General features: G+C 71.9%; 11 protein-coding genes. 6 read left to right on the top strand and 5 right to left on the bottom strand.

The genetic code is table 11. The annotated features are described in order from the left end of the window. The first annotated feature begins 165 nt into the window (after positions 1-165). A complete protein-coding gene (locus tag AC4OXY_RS43280; RefSeq protein ID WP_402063800.1) occupies positions 166-3,267 on the top strand; it encodes a non-ribosomal peptide synthetase in 3,102 nt (1,033 codons plus the stop codon). Between the two features lie 28 nt (positions 3,268-3,295). On the opposite strand, the gene AC4OXY_RS43275 is transcribed toward AC4OXY_RS43280, so the two are convergent. After that, on the bottom strand, positions 3,296-5,233 hold the full coding sequence (locus AC4OXY_RS43275) for an ABC transporter ATP-binding protein (protein ID WP_491992454.1): 1,938 nt from the start codon (positions 5,231-5,233) through the stop codon (positions 3,296-3,298). 228 nt (positions 5,234-5,461) lie between these two features. On the opposite strand from AC4OXY_RS43275, the gene AC4OXY_RS43270 reads away from it, so the two are divergent. From AC4OXY_RS43270 to AC4OXY_RS43260, 3 genes are all read left to right on the top strand, one after another. After that, positions 5,462-6,499, top strand: coding sequence for a C40 family peptidase (locus tag AC4OXY_RS43270; protein ID WP_491992453.1), 1,038 nt, complete (start codon positions 5,462-5,464; stop codon positions 6,497-6,499). A 93-nt stretch (positions 6,500-6,592) separates the two neighbouring features. Beyond that, positions 6,593-7,810: a glycosyltransferase gene (locus AC4OXY_RS43265; RefSeq protein ID WP_491992452.1), complete on the top strand. Its 1,218-nt coding sequence runs from the start codon at positions 6,593-6,595 to the stop codon at positions 7,808-7,810. Between the two features lie 117 nt (positions 7,811-7,927). After that, the gene (locus AC4OXY_RS43260; RefSeq protein ID WP_491992451.1) at positions 7,928-9,304 is read left to right on the top strand and encodes a glycoside hydrolase family 43 protein; all 1,377 of its coding nucleotides are present in this window, start codon (positions 7,928-7,930) and stop codon (positions 9,302-9,304) included. Positions 9,305-9,331: 27 nt separating this feature from the next. Here AC4OXY_RS43260 and AC4OXY_RS43255 read toward each other — a convergent pair whose 3' ends face one another. Then, positions 9,332-10,237: a GNAT family N-acetyltransferase gene (locus AC4OXY_RS43255; RefSeq protein WP_356036005.1), complete on the bottom strand. Its 906-nt coding sequence runs from the start codon at positions 10,235-10,237 to the stop codon at positions 9,332-9,334. Between the two features lie 21 nt (positions 10,238-10,258). Continuing rightward, positions 10,259-11,197: a LysR family transcriptional regulator gene (locus AC4OXY_RS43250; protein WP_491992450.1), complete on the bottom strand. Its 939-nt coding sequence runs from the start codon at positions 11,195-11,197 to the stop codon at positions 10,259-10,261. A gap of 115 nt (positions 11,198-11,312) precedes the next feature. On the opposite strand from AC4OXY_RS43250, the gene AC4OXY_RS43245 reads away from it, so the two are divergent. Together AC4OXY_RS43245 and AC4OXY_RS43240 are read left to right on the top strand one after the other, a co-directional pair. Further along, on the top strand, positions 11,313-12,044 hold the full coding sequence (locus AC4OXY_RS43245) for a DUF1275 family protein (protein ID WP_491992449.1): 732 nt from the start codon (positions 11,313-11,315) through the stop codon (positions 12,042-12,044). 513 nt (positions 12,045-12,557) lie between these two features. Next, positions 12,558-13,214 (top strand): transglycosylase family protein, encoded by a 657-nt coding sequence (locus tag AC4OXY_RS43240; RefSeq protein WP_491992448.1) that lies wholly within the window; start codon positions 12,558-12,560, stop codon positions 13,212-13,214. 94 nt (positions 13,215-13,308) lie between these two features. Here AC4OXY_RS43240 and AC4OXY_RS43235 read toward each other — a convergent pair whose 3' ends face one another. Together AC4OXY_RS43235 and AC4OXY_RS43230 are read right to left on the bottom strand one after the other, a co-directional pair. Then, positions 13,309-14,055: a sulfite exporter TauE/SafE family protein gene (locus AC4OXY_RS43235; protein ID WP_376292056.1), complete on the bottom strand. Its 747-nt coding sequence runs from the start codon at positions 14,053-14,055 to the stop codon at positions 13,309-13,311. Beyond that, positions 14,052-14,441 (bottom strand): rhodanese-like domain-containing protein, encoded by a 390-nt coding sequence (locus tag AC4OXY_RS43230; protein ID WP_376292059.1) that lies wholly within the window; start codon positions 14,439-14,441, stop codon positions 14,052-14,054. The genes AC4OXY_RS43235 and AC4OXY_RS43230 overlap by 4 nt, the downstream gene beginning before the upstream one ends. Positions 14,442-14,456 lie beyond the last annotated feature (15 nt).

The following is a 14,456-nucleotide window of genomic DNA, read 5'->3' as shown; positions in this document are numbered from 1 at the left end:
TACTGCGGCGCCGCGTACGCGCGTCCTCGGCCCGGCCCCGTTCCCGGACGAAGCGACGGTGAAACCGGTGTGTCGGTTCCCGTCAACTCCTAGGAGGACCCCCAGTCCCCGGCGGCCGAAAATACGCGGGCCCGGCTCCACGGTGGACCCGGTCCGGAGGCCAAAATGAGTCCTATCTCTCGACAACAGCACGGCTACCGCAGGGCGATGTCCGCCGGCGAGTGGCTCTACGCGGGCATGGCGCCCCGTCACTCCAACATGGTCCAGTTCGTGGTGGAGGGCGCGGGGACGATGGACGAGCGGCGGCTGGCCGACGCCGTGGCCCGTGCCTCGGAGGCCAGTCCCGGTACCAGACTGGTGCGTGACGGCCGCCACCTCGTCGACAGCGGTGTTCCGCCGCGTGTCCGGGTCATGGAGGCGGGCTCGTTCGACGCACGGCTGCTGGACGCGCCGGCGCTGCGGGACGTACTGCGCAGTCCGGGGTCCACGTTCGAGGTGCTCGTCTTCCCGGTCGGCACGCAGGGTCCGGACTGCGCGGAGGCGTCCGTCACCGTCGTCTTCCGGGCCTCGCACGGCGTCACGGACGCCCGTGGGCTGATGCTGTGGATCGAGGACGTGTTCCGGGTCCTGCGCGGCTCGGAGCCGTTGGGTGCGCCGTCCACCCTGAGCAGGGACGAGTTCCTCGAAGACCTGGACCTGCCCGGCGGACCGCCGCCGGTCCCCCGGAACGTCGGTGAACTGCTCTGGTCCTCGCCGCTGGGCCCGTTGCCGCGCAGGCCGTCCGGAATCATCTGGCGTCGGCGGTCGGTCGACGGAAGCCACCCGGCGGCGACGGCGAAGGTGGCCGCGGCGGTGGCCGCGGCGTACGGCCCGGACGGCAACGGCCGCTTCATGGTCCCCGTCGACCTGCGCCGGCACGCACCCGGGATCCGCTCGACGGCCTGGCTGTCACAGGCGTTCGTGCTGCCCGTCGATGCCGGGGACAGCTGGCAGGAGGTGCACGGACGCGCCCTCAAGGCGCTCGCCGACGGCGCGGAGCTGGCGGTGCGCACCGACCCGAAGATGCTGAAGACCCCGCTGCCGCTGATCCGGATGTTCACCTCGGCGGTCGACCGGACCGCGGTGCGGAAGAACCGGTACTCCGCGCTGTCCCACATCACGCATCTGGGCACCTACGACCTCGCCTCCTTCGATGCGGACGACTTCACGGCGACCGCCCTGTACGCGCTGGGCGGTACGGGCCCCGGGGCACCGCCCTCGATCGACATGGTCGAGAGCGGTGGCCGGACCGAGGTGACCCTGACATGGCAGGACGGGCCCGGTGTCGCGGAGCGCGCGGGGGCGCTGCTGGACGTGGTCGAGGAGGCCCTGTCGCCCCGGGCGAACCGGGTGTGGGCGGGTAACGACACCGCGCGCGAGCTGGTGTCGAGCGCCTCGGTGGTGCGGCGCTTCCGCGAGCAGGTGCGGCGCACGCCGGACCGTGTCGCGCTGAGCGGTCCCGAAGGGCCGGTGAATTACCGCGAGTTGAGCCGGCGGGCCGACGCGGTGGCCAGGGCGCTGCGGGACCGCGGCGTGGGTCCCGGGACGGTGGTGGGGCTGCTCGCGGATCGTTCGGCGGCGCTGGTGGCGGGCGTGTGGGGAGTCCTGCGGGCGGGTGCCTGCTATCTGCCGCTGGACGCGCAGCATCCGGACGCACGGTTGGCCGGCCTGTTGTCGGATGCGGGGGCGGCGTACTGCCTGGTGCAGGAGGCCCACGGGCAGCGGGCGGTCGTACCGGAGGGCTGTGAGCGGCTGGCGCTCGGCGAGCTGGCGGCGCCTGCCGGTCCGGAGGACGGCGACGAACCGCCGTTCGTGGACGTCGAGGTGTCCCCGGACGACCTGGCCTACGTGATCTACACCTCCGGCTCCACCGGCCGGCCCAAGGGTGTACAGATCGAGCACGGCAGCCTGACGCACTATGTCGAGTGGGCCACGCGGGAGTTCGGGGTGGCCGCGGACACCCGGTTGCCGTTGGTCACCTCTCCGTCGTTCGACGTCACGGGCACCTCGGTCTTCCTGCCGCTGCTGGCGGGCGGTGAGGTCGTCCTGATGCCGCAGGAACCGAGCCATCTGTCGCTGCGGCAGTTGCTGCAGACCTCCGGTGCCACCATGCTCAATCTGACACCGTCCCATCTGGACCTCATCGGACAGCTCGACATCGCGCCGGCCGGGTACCGCAGCGTGGTCGTGGTCGGTGAGCAACTGCGGGTGGAAGTCGCCGCGCGGGCCCAGGAGATGTTCGGGCCGCAGTGCCGGATCATCAATCTCTACGGTCCCACCGAGGCGACGATCGGCTGCACCACCCACACCTTCAGGGCCGGCGACGACACGGGCATCGCCGTACCGATCGGGCTGCCGGGCGACAACACCCGTGTGCATCTGCTGGACGCGGGGCGCCGTTTCGTGGCACCCGGGGAGGTCGGCGAGATGTACCTGGGCGGCGTGCAACTGGCCCGTGGATACCTGGGCCGTCCCGATCTGGACCGTGAACGCTTCGTCCGTCTCGCCGACGGCAGCCGGGTCTACCGGACCGGTGACCTCGCCCGCGTGATGCCCTCGGGCAGCCTGGAGTTCGTCGGGCGCATCGACGACCAGGTGAAGGTGCGAGGCCACCGGGTCGAGCCGGCCGAGGTGGCACGGACACTGGAGGACCATCCAGAGGTGACGCGGGCGGTGGTGATCGCCAAGGCCCGGCCGGGGAGTACGTCGAAGGCGTTGTACGCGTACGTGGTCACCGGCCTCGCGGCGGAGGAACGGGACTCCCTCACGGAGGAGTTGACGGCGTACGCCACGGAGCGTCTGCCTCGGTACATGGTTCCCGCGGCGATCACGGCGTTGTCCGAACTCCCCTACACGGTGAGCGGCAAGGTCGACACGAAGGCCCTTCCGGACGCCTTCGGGGAGGCTCCGGGGGCCGATGCGGACGCGGTCGCGGCTCCGCAGGGGCCCCTCGACCCGATGGAGGAGGCGGTGGCCGAGGTGTGGGCACGCACCCTCGGGGTGGAGCGCTCCCGGCTGGAGGGCCGCTCGGACTTCCACCGGCTGGGCGGGGACTCGCTGTCCCTGCTCACCATGATCGCCGGGGTGTGCCGGTCCGTGCTGGACGCCGAGGGAGAGGAAGCCTTCATGGCGGAGCTGGCGCAGATCGTGGGAGAGCCGACGCTGGATCAGGTGGTCGCCCTGTGCCGGAAGGTGACGTCGTCGCCGAACGCGGCTGAGCGCCCCTGATCCGCAACGGCGGGCAAGGCTGTCGCGGTCATGCCGACTGCTCCTTCTCCGTGTCGGCGCGTTGGGCGGGGATGGCGCGGTCGTTCTGAAGGAGCCAGAGTTCGCGGAACAGGCCCGGTGTCGTGGTGAGTTCTTCGAAGGTTCCGGTCTGGATGATCCGGCCATGGTCCAGGACGACGATCCTGTCGGCGATGGCCACGTTGGCGAGCCGGTGTGTCACGAGGACGACGGCGCGGTCCTCGGCGACTTCGCGCAGGCCGGTGAAGATCCGGTGTTCGGCGCGGGCGTCGAGGGCGCTGGTCGGTTCGTCCATGACCAGGAGTCCGGCTCGGCGGTGGAAGGCGCGGGCGATGGCGATGCGCTGCCACTGTCCGCCGGAGAGCTCGACGCCGCCGAACCATTCACGCGCGAGCAGGGTGTCGAGGCCGCTACGGAGGGTGTCGACGACTTCGTGGGCTCCGGCGCGTTCCGCGGCCTGGTGGACGGTCCGGTCGCCGCCGTGGGGCTGCCCGAGGGTGATGTTCTCACGGGCCGTGAGCGGCCAGTGCGCGAAGTCCTGGGGGACGACCGCGGTCTGCTGCCACAGGGCGTGGGGGTCGAACTCGCCGGTGTCGCGGCCGTCCCAGGTGACGCGGCCGCGGGTGGGCAGGTACAGGCCGGACAGGAGTTTGGACAGGGTGGTCTTGCCGGATCCGTTCTCGCCGACCAGGGCGAGGACTTCGCCGCGGCGGACCTCCAGGGTGACGCCGTCCAGTGCGGGCTTGTCGGCGCCGGGGTAGACGTAGGTGAGATTCTCCGTCCCGACGGTGTCCGGGGAGGCGGGAGAGCGGGTTCCGCGGTTCATGCGGTGGCCGCCGGCTTCCTCGATGAAGTCGACCCAGTCGTCGAAGTACAGGCCGGTGCGGAAGAGCTGGGTGCCGTAGCCGACGAGGCCGCGCAGGGACGAGCCGACGGTGCGCAGGGCGAACACCGCGGTTCCGGCGGAGGCCACGGACATGTGGCCGGTCGCCAGGAGTGCCGCGAGCGCGCTCCAGACGACGAGGGAGCCGACGCCGCCCGCGAGGGCGCCGAGGAACTGGAAGCGGCCTCCCCGGTTGATGGCGTGGTCGGTGATGGTGTCCACGCGGGCGCCGATCTTCCGGTACAGGCCGAGGAGGAAGGGGGCCATGGTGCCGGCCCGGACCTGGTCGGCGGTCTCCTTGTCCACGATGTACCAGCGCAGCAGGGCGAGGATGCGCCGCTCGGACGACATGGCACGGCTGGCCTCGTACGTGACCTGGGCGCTCTTCATGCTGGCGAGCCCTTGCGGGAGGACGGCCAGGAGGAGCAGCGGGAGGAGGACCGGGTGCAGGGCGGTCAGGACGCCGGCGGCGGCGATGATGGAGGCGAGGCAGGCCATGAGCTGCTGGGACTGGGTGATCAGGTCCTGGGCGAGTTCGGCGCCCCGGTCGGCGTTGTCCCACCTGTCGTTGAAGCCCGGCTGGTCGTAGGCGGTCAGCTCGGCCGCCACGGCCGCGTTCAGCATCTCCAGCTCGGCTTCGCGGGAGATCCGCGGGGAAAGCCGCCAGGACAGGTTCGTGATGGCGATGGCGAGGAGCGCCCGGGCGCCGGCCGCGACGGCGAGGGCGGTGATGGCCGGGACGGCGCTGGTGAGCCGGTCCTGGATGTGCCCGGAGGCGACCAGCGCGGTGATGGTGCTGGTCGTGGCGACCAGGCCGAACGCTTCCAGACCGGCAGAGAGTCCCTGGCAGGTGAGCAGGGACACGACGGCCCGCCGGTCGATCTTCCAGGCGAGAGCCAGGGCGCGGCGCATGAGGTACGGCAGCCGCCGGGCCATCCCCCACGTGGTGACGGGGTGGCGGCGCAGGACGGTGAGCCGGGGTGACTCGAACCGGAGTTCCTCGGCCGGTTTGTCGGAGGAGGGTTCGTCGGAGGCGGGTTCGTCAGAATCACTGCCTGTGCTCAAGTCGGTCCTTCCGCTGGGGAGTTGGGCACCCAGAGTGCGCCATATCGGACGTTCCCGGGAATGGCGCGGGCGCAAGATCCACTCGAACTCGTGAACCGCGCGGCGTGGCGACGTGCCCATCAGGCAAGATCCTTCATGCAAACATTTGATCTCTCCATGGGAAAGTCATTAAGGTCATGCTCCAGTCCTCGCTCAGGTGATCACTCAAGGCCGAAGGAGCTCACCCCTGTGGCGTCCCATCGTCGACCCAAGCAGCCGAGCCGCACCCGTGTGACCGTGCTGACCACCGCGGCCGCCGCTGCCGTCGCGCTCAGTGCGAACGCCGCCGATGCCGCGCCGCGCGAGAAGCTCGGCAAGGACGAGGTCAAGGCGAAGGTCGACAAGCTCTACGAGCAGGCGGAACAGGCCACCGAGAAGTACAACGGGGCCAAGGAGAAGCAGCAGAAGCTGCAGAAGGAGATCTCCACCCTCCAGGACGGTGTCGCGCGAGGCCAGCAGGATCTCAACAAGCTGCGCGACGGCCTGGGTTCGCTGGCCACGGCCCAGTACCGCTCCGGCGGCATCGACCCCTCGGTCCAGCTCTTCCTGTCCTCCGACCCGGACGACTTCCTCGACAAGGCCTCCACGCTCGACCAGTTGAGCGGCCAGCAGGTCGAGGCCCTGAAGAAGATCCAGGACAGACAGCGCGAACTCACCCAGGAGCGCGCCGAGGCCACCGAGAAGCTCAGGGACCTCGCCGCCACCCGCACCGAGCTGGGCGCCAAGAAGAAGGAGGTCCAGAGCAAGCTCACGGCGGCACAGAAGCTGCTCAACACGCTGACCGCCAAGGAGAAGGCCGCGCTCGCCACCGAGCAGGCGCGGGCCGACCGCTCCGCCACCCAGCGCGTGGACCTCGGCGACGCCGGCTCCGCCTCCGGCCGCGCCTCCGCCGCCTTCGCCGCCGCCCAGAGCCAGCTCGGCAAGCCGTACGTCTACGGCGCCACCGGCACCGCCTCCTACGATTGCTCCGGCCTGACCTCGTGGGCCTACGCGCAGGCCGGCGTCTCCCTGCCGCGCACCTCCGAGGCCCAGACCGGCGCCGGCACCCGCCTCACCCGTGGCCAGCTCCAGGTCGGCGATCTGGTCTTCTTCTTCAACGACCTGCACCACGTGGGCCTGTACGCGGGCAACGGCCAGATCCTGCACGCCCCCCGGACCGGCACGGTCGTCCGGTACGAGTCGATGGACACCATCGGCGGACCGTTCATGTTCGGCGTCCGCGTCTGAGCGGGCCGCCCGGCGGCGCGCTGAGTGTGCGTCACATCCCCGCTGCCCGGCTTTCGTCGGCTTACCTTCTGTGCCAGCACAGAAAGGTTTGTCGTGCGGGTCCTGTTCACCACGCTCGGTAGTCCCTCCCACGGCCGCGCCCAGTTGCCCCTGGCCCGGGCGCTCGCGGCGGCCGGCCACGACGTGCTCGTGGCCACCGCTCCGTCCCTCGTCCCGCTGTTCGCACAGGACGACGTCCGGGTGAGCACCTGTGTCGGCGAGTTCTCCGTGGGGTCCTTCATCACGGCGGACGTGCTCGCGTCGGCGTCCCGGACCGGTCCGGAAGGAGAGGCGCGGCAGGATCTGCTGGAGCGGGCCCTGCTCCTGGCGATGTCCGGGCCGATGGCCAGGAGTCTCCTGGAGCGGATCCTGCCGGTGGCACGGGAGTTCCGCCCCGAGCTGATCCTGCGTGACGGCATGGACCTCGGCTCCTGCCTGATCGCGGAACATCTCGGCATCCCGCAGTTGCCCACCCCGTCGGGCGCCGGGAACGCCGTCGATCCCGCCCAGGTGCTGCCCCGCCTCAACGCCGTACGGCGGGAACAGTGGCTGCCCGCCCAGGAGGACCCGCTGTCGATCGTCCCCCACGGGCGCATCGACTACGTACCGGCGGCCTTCTCGTTCGCCCGGCACCTGCCCCCGTCGCGGGCGTACCGGCAGACCGTTGCCGTGGACCGCCACTCGGTCCTGCCGCGGTGGATCGCGGAACTGCCCACCGACCGCCCCCTGGTGTTCGCCGCGCTCGGCACCGCGCTCCCGATGATCCGGCAGCAGACGGCCGCCGCCCCCGCTCAGGAGCAGCCGCCGGTCCCGCTGCCCGACCCGGTGGTGACGCTGCGGTCGATGATCAGGGCGGCCGAGCGGCTGGAGGAGTGCACCGTCGTCGTCGCCGCCTCGGGCCTCCCGGCGGACACCGAGGGGCTGCCCGCGCATGTGCGCGTCACCGACCGGGTGCCGCAGCCCCTGCTGCTGGAGTGCGTCGACGCGTTCCTCACCCACGGCGGCTTCAACAGCGTCCGCGAGTCGCTGCGCACGGCCACCCCCATGGCGGTACTGCCGCAGTTCGGCGACCAGTTGGCCAACGCGCGCCGGGTGCAGGAGCTCGGGCTCGGCCGCGCGGTCGACGACAGCACGCCGGACGGCATCGCCGCGGCCGTACGCGAGACGCTGGCCGACGCGCACATCCGCGCCCGGACCCGCGAGGCCCGGCTGGCCATGCTGGCACTGCCGGAGATCGAGAACGCCGTCGACGACCTGAGGAAACTCGCCTGAGTTATTGACGCGAACATGGCCACGCCTTACGTTCTGAGCGACCGACCGAACCACGTTCGATATACCGATCATGACTGTTGTTCGTCCTCAAGGGCCCGCACCCCTCCTGGAGCACGCATGGCCACCTCCCGCCGTCAGTTCCTCGGCCTCACGGCCGCCACGCCCCTGGCCGTGACCGGTGCGCTGAGCCTCGGCGCCACAGCCGCGCAGGCGGCCGACCCGGCGTACGTGATGTGCTACTTCACCGAGTCGACCAGCCTCGGCGACGGCACGGACTACGGCCTCCACCTGGCCGTCAGCCAGGACGCGCTGGAATGGACACCGCTGAACCAGAACAACCCCGTCGTCACGCCCACCGAGGGCGACCTCGGCCTGCGCGACCCGTTCGTCCTGCGCAGGCAGGACGGCACGTTCGTCGTCCTCGCCACCGACCTGAAGGGCACCGACTGGAATTACGTCAGCCAGTACATCCACGTCTGGTACTCGACCGACCTGTGCACCTTCACCGGCTACCACCGGCTGAAGCTGCACGACATGAACACCCACGCCTGGGCGCCGGAGGCGTTCTGGGACGCGAGCCGGGGCCAGTACGCGGTGATCTACTCGGCCGTCGACGCCAGCGGCCACAACGTCATCATGGTGAACTACACCACCGACTTCCTGACCGCCTCCGCACCCCAGGTCTTCTTCGACCCGGGCTACGACGTCATCGACGGCGACATGGCGGTCGGCGTGGGCGGCGTCAACTACCTCTACTTCAAGAAGAACCAGACGCTGGTGGGCGCCCGCTCCACGTCCCTCGCCCCGGGGAGCTTCACGGAGTTCGGCACGGCCGTCGCGCACGGCGGCACCGAGGCACCGGAACTGGTCAAGTCCCCCACTTCCAGCACCTGGTACCTCTACGGGGACACCTACACCCCCAACGGCGTCTTCTACGTCTGGCAGTCCGGTGACCTGTCAACGGGCACGTGGACCGCATGCGACCAGAAGACCTACACGCAGCCGGTCAACTCCAAGCACTGCGGCATCCGCGCGATCACCTCGGCCGAGTACGCCAAGCTCCTGGCGTACTGGGGCACTCCGCAGTGGAACCGCCTCAAGTCGTACAACCACCCGGACCGTTACGTCCGTCACTCCGACTTCGTGGGCCGCATCGACGCCTACCCCATCGACCCGTATCTCGACTCGGAGTGGAGGCTGGTCCCCGGTCTCGCGGACCCGGCAGGCGTCTCCTTCCAGTCGGTCAACTACCCGACGCGCTACCTGCGCCACTACGACTACCAGCTCCGACTCGACGTCGGCGACGGCACGTCCACGTTCGCCGGGGACGCGACCTTCTACCGCACACCGGGCCTGGCGGACGCGAGCTGGGCCTCGTTCCGGTCGTACAACAACCCGACCCGCCACATCCGCCACTTCGACTACGTCCTGCGCATCGACCCGATCTCCACGGCCACGGAGCAGCAGGACGCGACCTTCCGGGTCGGGTACTGAGCCCGCACTCGCACGCGGGCGGCGGTGTCACTCCGGAAAGTCGATGGAGCGGATCTCCTCGATGACGTGGTAGCCGGCGCTGGTGTACAGGTTCATCGCCACCTCGTTGCCGCCCCACACGGTGAACATCAGCGCCGCGTCGCCGCCCGCGAGCGTCGCCCGCTCGCCGACCGCCATCGCGGCCCGGCCGTATCCCTTGCCGCGATGCTCCTCCCGGACGTGCAGCGAGTATCCGTAGGTGACTCCCGGCAGATGACCGTGCCTCAGCCAGCCGGTGCCGATCGTCTCGCCTTCCGCTTCGAGCACCAGGAACGTGTTGTCGGGCGTCGCCAGTCCCTCGGGAATCAGCTTGGCGAAGTCGCGGTCGGACTTCCGCTCGGCCTCTTCCGCGCCCAGGGTCCCCGAGCGGACGATGTCACCGGCGTAGGAGGCCTTCTCGGCGGCGAGCCAGCCGGGATACTCGTCCTGCGTCATCGGTCGCGCGCCGACGCCGTCGAGGAGTTCCGGCGGGGTGTCGATGCGGCGCACCCTGAGCTGGCCGCGCACGCCGTAACCGTCGAACAGGTCGCCCGCGGGTTCGGCGAGCGGGACGTCCAGCCGGCGCGCACCGCGCTGTGCGCACCACCCTTCGGCCCAGTCCCGGGCCGCCTGCTCGTACCCCCGGCCGGCATGGTGCGGGTCCACGCGGAGGTCGCAGATGCGGCCCGCGAGCTCGCCCCTGCTGTCGGCCACGAGCACGGCGACGTGTCCCACCCGGATCCCGGCGTCCGTGATCTCGGCGACGGTCCAGTCGCCGATGTCGGCACATACGCCGTCGAGCATCCGCTCCCCCGCGGCCGCGTCGAGCCCGACCGCCGTGTAGGAGGCGCGTCGCCGTCGTTCGAAGTCCTGTCGCCATTGCGTGGTGTCGCCGAGCACGCCGAATTCCGTCACGTGAGCACAGTAGTCAGGTTGTCATGGACCTGTGCGGGCATTTTTCGGTGCCGGGCCGTGGGCGTGCTGCCGCTCGGCCACCGACGCGGCGTGCTCGCGCACATGGTCGAGGAACCGCGCGCAACTCGGCGGAAGCGTGCGCGAGGTCAGCCGGGCGATGCCGATGTCCCTGGCGCTGTGCACATCGGTGACCCGCAGATACGAGGGCGCGTCCGCGGGAGCGGCGGCGTGCGGACGCGGCACGAGAGCGACGCCGAGCCCGGCGCCGACCAGTCCCCGCAGGGTCGCCACCTCGTCGCCCTCGAAGCCCACGTGCGGGGTGAACCCCGCTGTGCGGCACAGTGTTTCGGTGACGGCACGCAGGCCCTGCTCGTGCCGCAGCATGATGAACGGCTCGTCGGCGACCTCGGCCAGCCGGGCCCGCCGGCGCCTCGCCAACCGGTGTCCCGGGGGTACGGCCAGCCACAGCGGTTCGACCAGCACACGCCGCCAGGTGATCAGCGGATGGCCGGGGTCACCGGCGGTGAGGAGCAGGTCGGCGGTTCCGTCCAGCAGGATCTGGACGAGCACGCCCTCGCCGGCCTGGCGCAGTTCGAAGCGCGCGCGGGGGAAGCGTTCCCGGAAGCCGGTGATCAGCGGCGGCAGCAGCCAGGTGCCCAGGGAGTGCAGGAACGCCAGCGGGATCAGGCCCGATTCCGGGGACACGGTCTCGTGGACCGTGCGCAGCCCCCGGTCCAGTTGCTCCAGCGCGGCGTCCGCGTGCTGCCGGAAGGCCCGGCCGGCCGGGGTCAGCCGCAGGACGCGGCCCACTTGCTGGAACAGCTCGGCCCCGACCTCGTGTTCCAGACGTCTCAGTGCCCGTGAGAGGGCCGGCTGTGTCAGGTGCGCCTCCGCCGCGGCCTGCGTCACCGTCGCACCGTCGGCCACCGCGACGAAACACCGCAGTACCTGCACGTCCATGCGACCCATGCTACTGATGCATGGTTCCGCTCATATCAAGGCATTGGACGCATGGAACCGTCGTCGCCATCCTGGGAGAGGACGCGACGGCCGGCCGACGGGAACGGGTGACGACATGAGCGACGCAGCGGCCGGGCACCTCGGTCCCGGCACCGCCGGGACGACCGGCCGGTTGCTCGCTCCGCTCGTCCTGCTGACCCTGCTCAGCGGGGTGATCGACGCCGTCGGCCTGCTCGGTCCGGGCCATGTGTTCGTGGCCAACATGACCGGCAACCTGGTCCTCGTGGGCCTGGGTCTCGCCGGCTCGCCCGGCTCCTCGCCCGTGGGCGCCCCGGCGGCGCTCGGCGGATTCCTCCTCGGAGTCCTGCTGGTCCGGCACGGGGCGCCGCGCCGCGCCGGCCACCGGACGCTGCTGGGCGGGTGCGCGGCGCTGGAGGCCGCTCTGCTCACCGTGGCAACGCTCGCCCGGTCCTGCGGAGCCGGTCCCGAGCCCGCGCTCGTCCCGGTCCTCGTGTGCGCCGTGGCGCTGGGGATGCAGAACGCCGTCGTCAGGCGGATCGGCGTGCCGGGAGTCACCACCACGGTCATGACCAGCACCCTGACCGCCCTGATCGCCAACCGCCCGGAAGAACGCGCCTCGTCGACGACCCGGCGGCAGGCCCTCAGCATTCTCACCCTGGTCGGCGGCGCCGCGCTGGGCGCGGCCGCCGTCCGGGTGGCCGGCCCGCGGTGGACGCTGACCCTGGTGACCGCGCTCGCCGTCGCCGCCGCACTCGCGTGCGCACGGCGCGGCCCCGCGCCCGTCCGGGCTCCGCGCCAGAGGGACCGCATCGCTCTGGAGGGATGAGCGGACGCCGCGCCGGGTGCGGGAGAGCCCGCTGTTCGCGGAGTGCCCGCGGGACGCCGGTGTGCCCGCAGCGGTGACGCCGCCGTCGCGGCGGTGCGGACGGCCGCGCTGCGCGCGATGTCCAAACTGCGGCTCATCGCGCGGCCGGAGGCCGTGTGCGCCTCCTGGACGGTTCGCCGCAGTGCCCGGTACCGCGTCTGCTGCATCCCGGCCGTCGTGTCCGGGCCGAGCGCTCCCCCACCCGTCGTAGGCGTGCGCCGCCCGACGGCCCGTCCCGCGTCGGGGCGACGCCGCGCCACGACGGCCGGTCCGACTTCCGTGCTCCCGTGCCTCCTTGTGTGCGCACTTGCCAGCCCAGCTGATGGGTCGTCAGGAAATCGGGCGGTGGCACGCGGCGGCGCACTGGATCGCGTGAGCTCTGCGCGCCTTGTGAGCGCCCGGGCGGCACTGCCGTACTGCCTACAGCCCGTCGGACCGACCGGCGGGCGGGAACCGCAGTGGAGAGGAAGGCCTATGACCGCACGACGGCCCCAACGCCGCACCGTGCCCCCACGGCTCCTGCCGTCACTCCGCACCGCCCTCGCCCTCGGCAGCTTCGGCATCGTCCTGCCGCTCCTCGCACCGGCCGCCGGCCACGCGGCCTCCGGCACCGCGTGGGACCGGGTCGCCGGCTGCGAGAGCGGCGGCGACTGGAGCATCAACACCGGCAACGGGTTCTACGGCGGGTTGCAGTTCACCCGGTCGACCTGGGCGGCATACGGCGGGACCGCGTACGCGCCGCGGGCCGATCTGGCGAGCCGGGCGGAGCAGATCAACGTGGCGGAAGCGGTCCTCGCCCAGCAGGGGCCGGGGGCCTGGCCGGTCTGCTCGGTACGGGCGAACCTCACGCGGAGCAGCGGGCGGAGTGCGCCGGTCGCACGCCCCGCCACTCCCCTGCGCACCGCCGCTCACCCGCGCACCGCCCCCGAGTCCCGCCCGCACACCGCGACCGGCCACCGCTCCGGTGCCTCCTACACCGTGCACGAGGGCGACACCCTGTCCGCAGTCGCGCAGCAGGCGGCCGTCCCCGGCGGCTGGCACCGGCTGTACGACACCAACCGGAACGTCATCGGCCCGGACCCGGACCTGATCCGTCCGGGACAGCGACTCGCGCTGCCCGCCGCCGACTAGCGGGTCCGTCCACCGACCGGCACGCCCGTGCGGCCGGGCGAGGAGCGACACCCCTCGCCCGGCCGGCCGGGCCCGCAGGTTTTGCGCCGTCGCGTCAGATCACCGCGTCGGCGAACATGAAGGCGGCCACCGCCAGCAGCACCACGGCGAAGATCCGCCGCAGAGTCCCGCCCTTCACCTTCGCTCCCAGGCGTCTGCCGTCCCACGCCCCGAGGATCGCGGCGCCCGCGAAGGGGCCGACGACCGCCCAGTCGAGGCGGTCCACGGTGCCGCCACGCAGGCCCAGCGCCGCCAGGGAGTTGACGGTGATGACCAACAGGCTGGTGCCCACCGCCTCGCGCATGCGCAGGCCGAGCACGCCCACGAGGGCCGGCACGGCGAGGAAACCTCCGCCGACCCCGAGGACGCCGGTCACCGTGCCGAGTCCGGCGCCGGCCGCCGCCGCGCGCCCGGCCCTGATCTCCCGTCCGGCGCCGTCCTGCGCCGCGGGTCGCAGCATGCGGACCGCCGCGACGGCCGCGACCAGCGCGAAGCCGGCCGACAGCACACCCGCGGGGAGGTGCCCGGCGAGCACGGAGCCCAGCATCGCCGGGCCGACGCCCGCCGCCGCGAAGAGCAGCCCCGTACCCCAGCGGACATGACCGTCCCGGGCGTGCGCGGTCAGTGCGGTGCCCGAGGTGAGGGCCACGATCACGAGTCCGGCGGTGGTGGCCGCCACCGGGGTGAAGCCGAGCAGGTAGATCAGGGCGGGTACGGCCAGGACGCTGCCACCGCCGCCGAGCGCGCCCAGCGCCAGCCCGATCACGGCGCCGGCCACGAGGGCGAGGATCAGGGCACTCACGCGACCGTGCCGCGCAGGCCCCGCGCGTCCACCACCGGAAGCCCGGCCTCCGCCCAGTCCCGCATGCCGCCGATGACGTCGACGGCCTCGACGCCGTGGGTGCCCAGCAGTTCGGCGGCCTGCCGCGAGCGGTTGCCCGAGCGGCAGATGACGATCAGGCACCGCCCCCGGACCTCGTACGGCAGCGGCCTGCCCTCGTAGAGCGCGGTGAGGGACAGGTGGACGGCTCCCGGGACATGGCCCGCGTGCCATTCGTCCGGTTCCCGGACGTCCAGCAGGACGGGCGTGTCGGCGTCGTCGCACGCCGTGTCCCGCACGGCGTGTCCGGTGCGTTCGGCCGCTTCCTGCACGGTGATCCGGCCTGTAGCGGAAGTAGGTGACTCCATGGGGGGCGCTCCTCG

The sequence above is a fragment of the Streptomyces sp. HUAS MG56 genome, assembly GCF_058673395.1.
The sequence above is the reverse complement of the archived record's forward strand: the minus strand, read 5'-3'. Positions and strand labels throughout refer to the sequence as shown.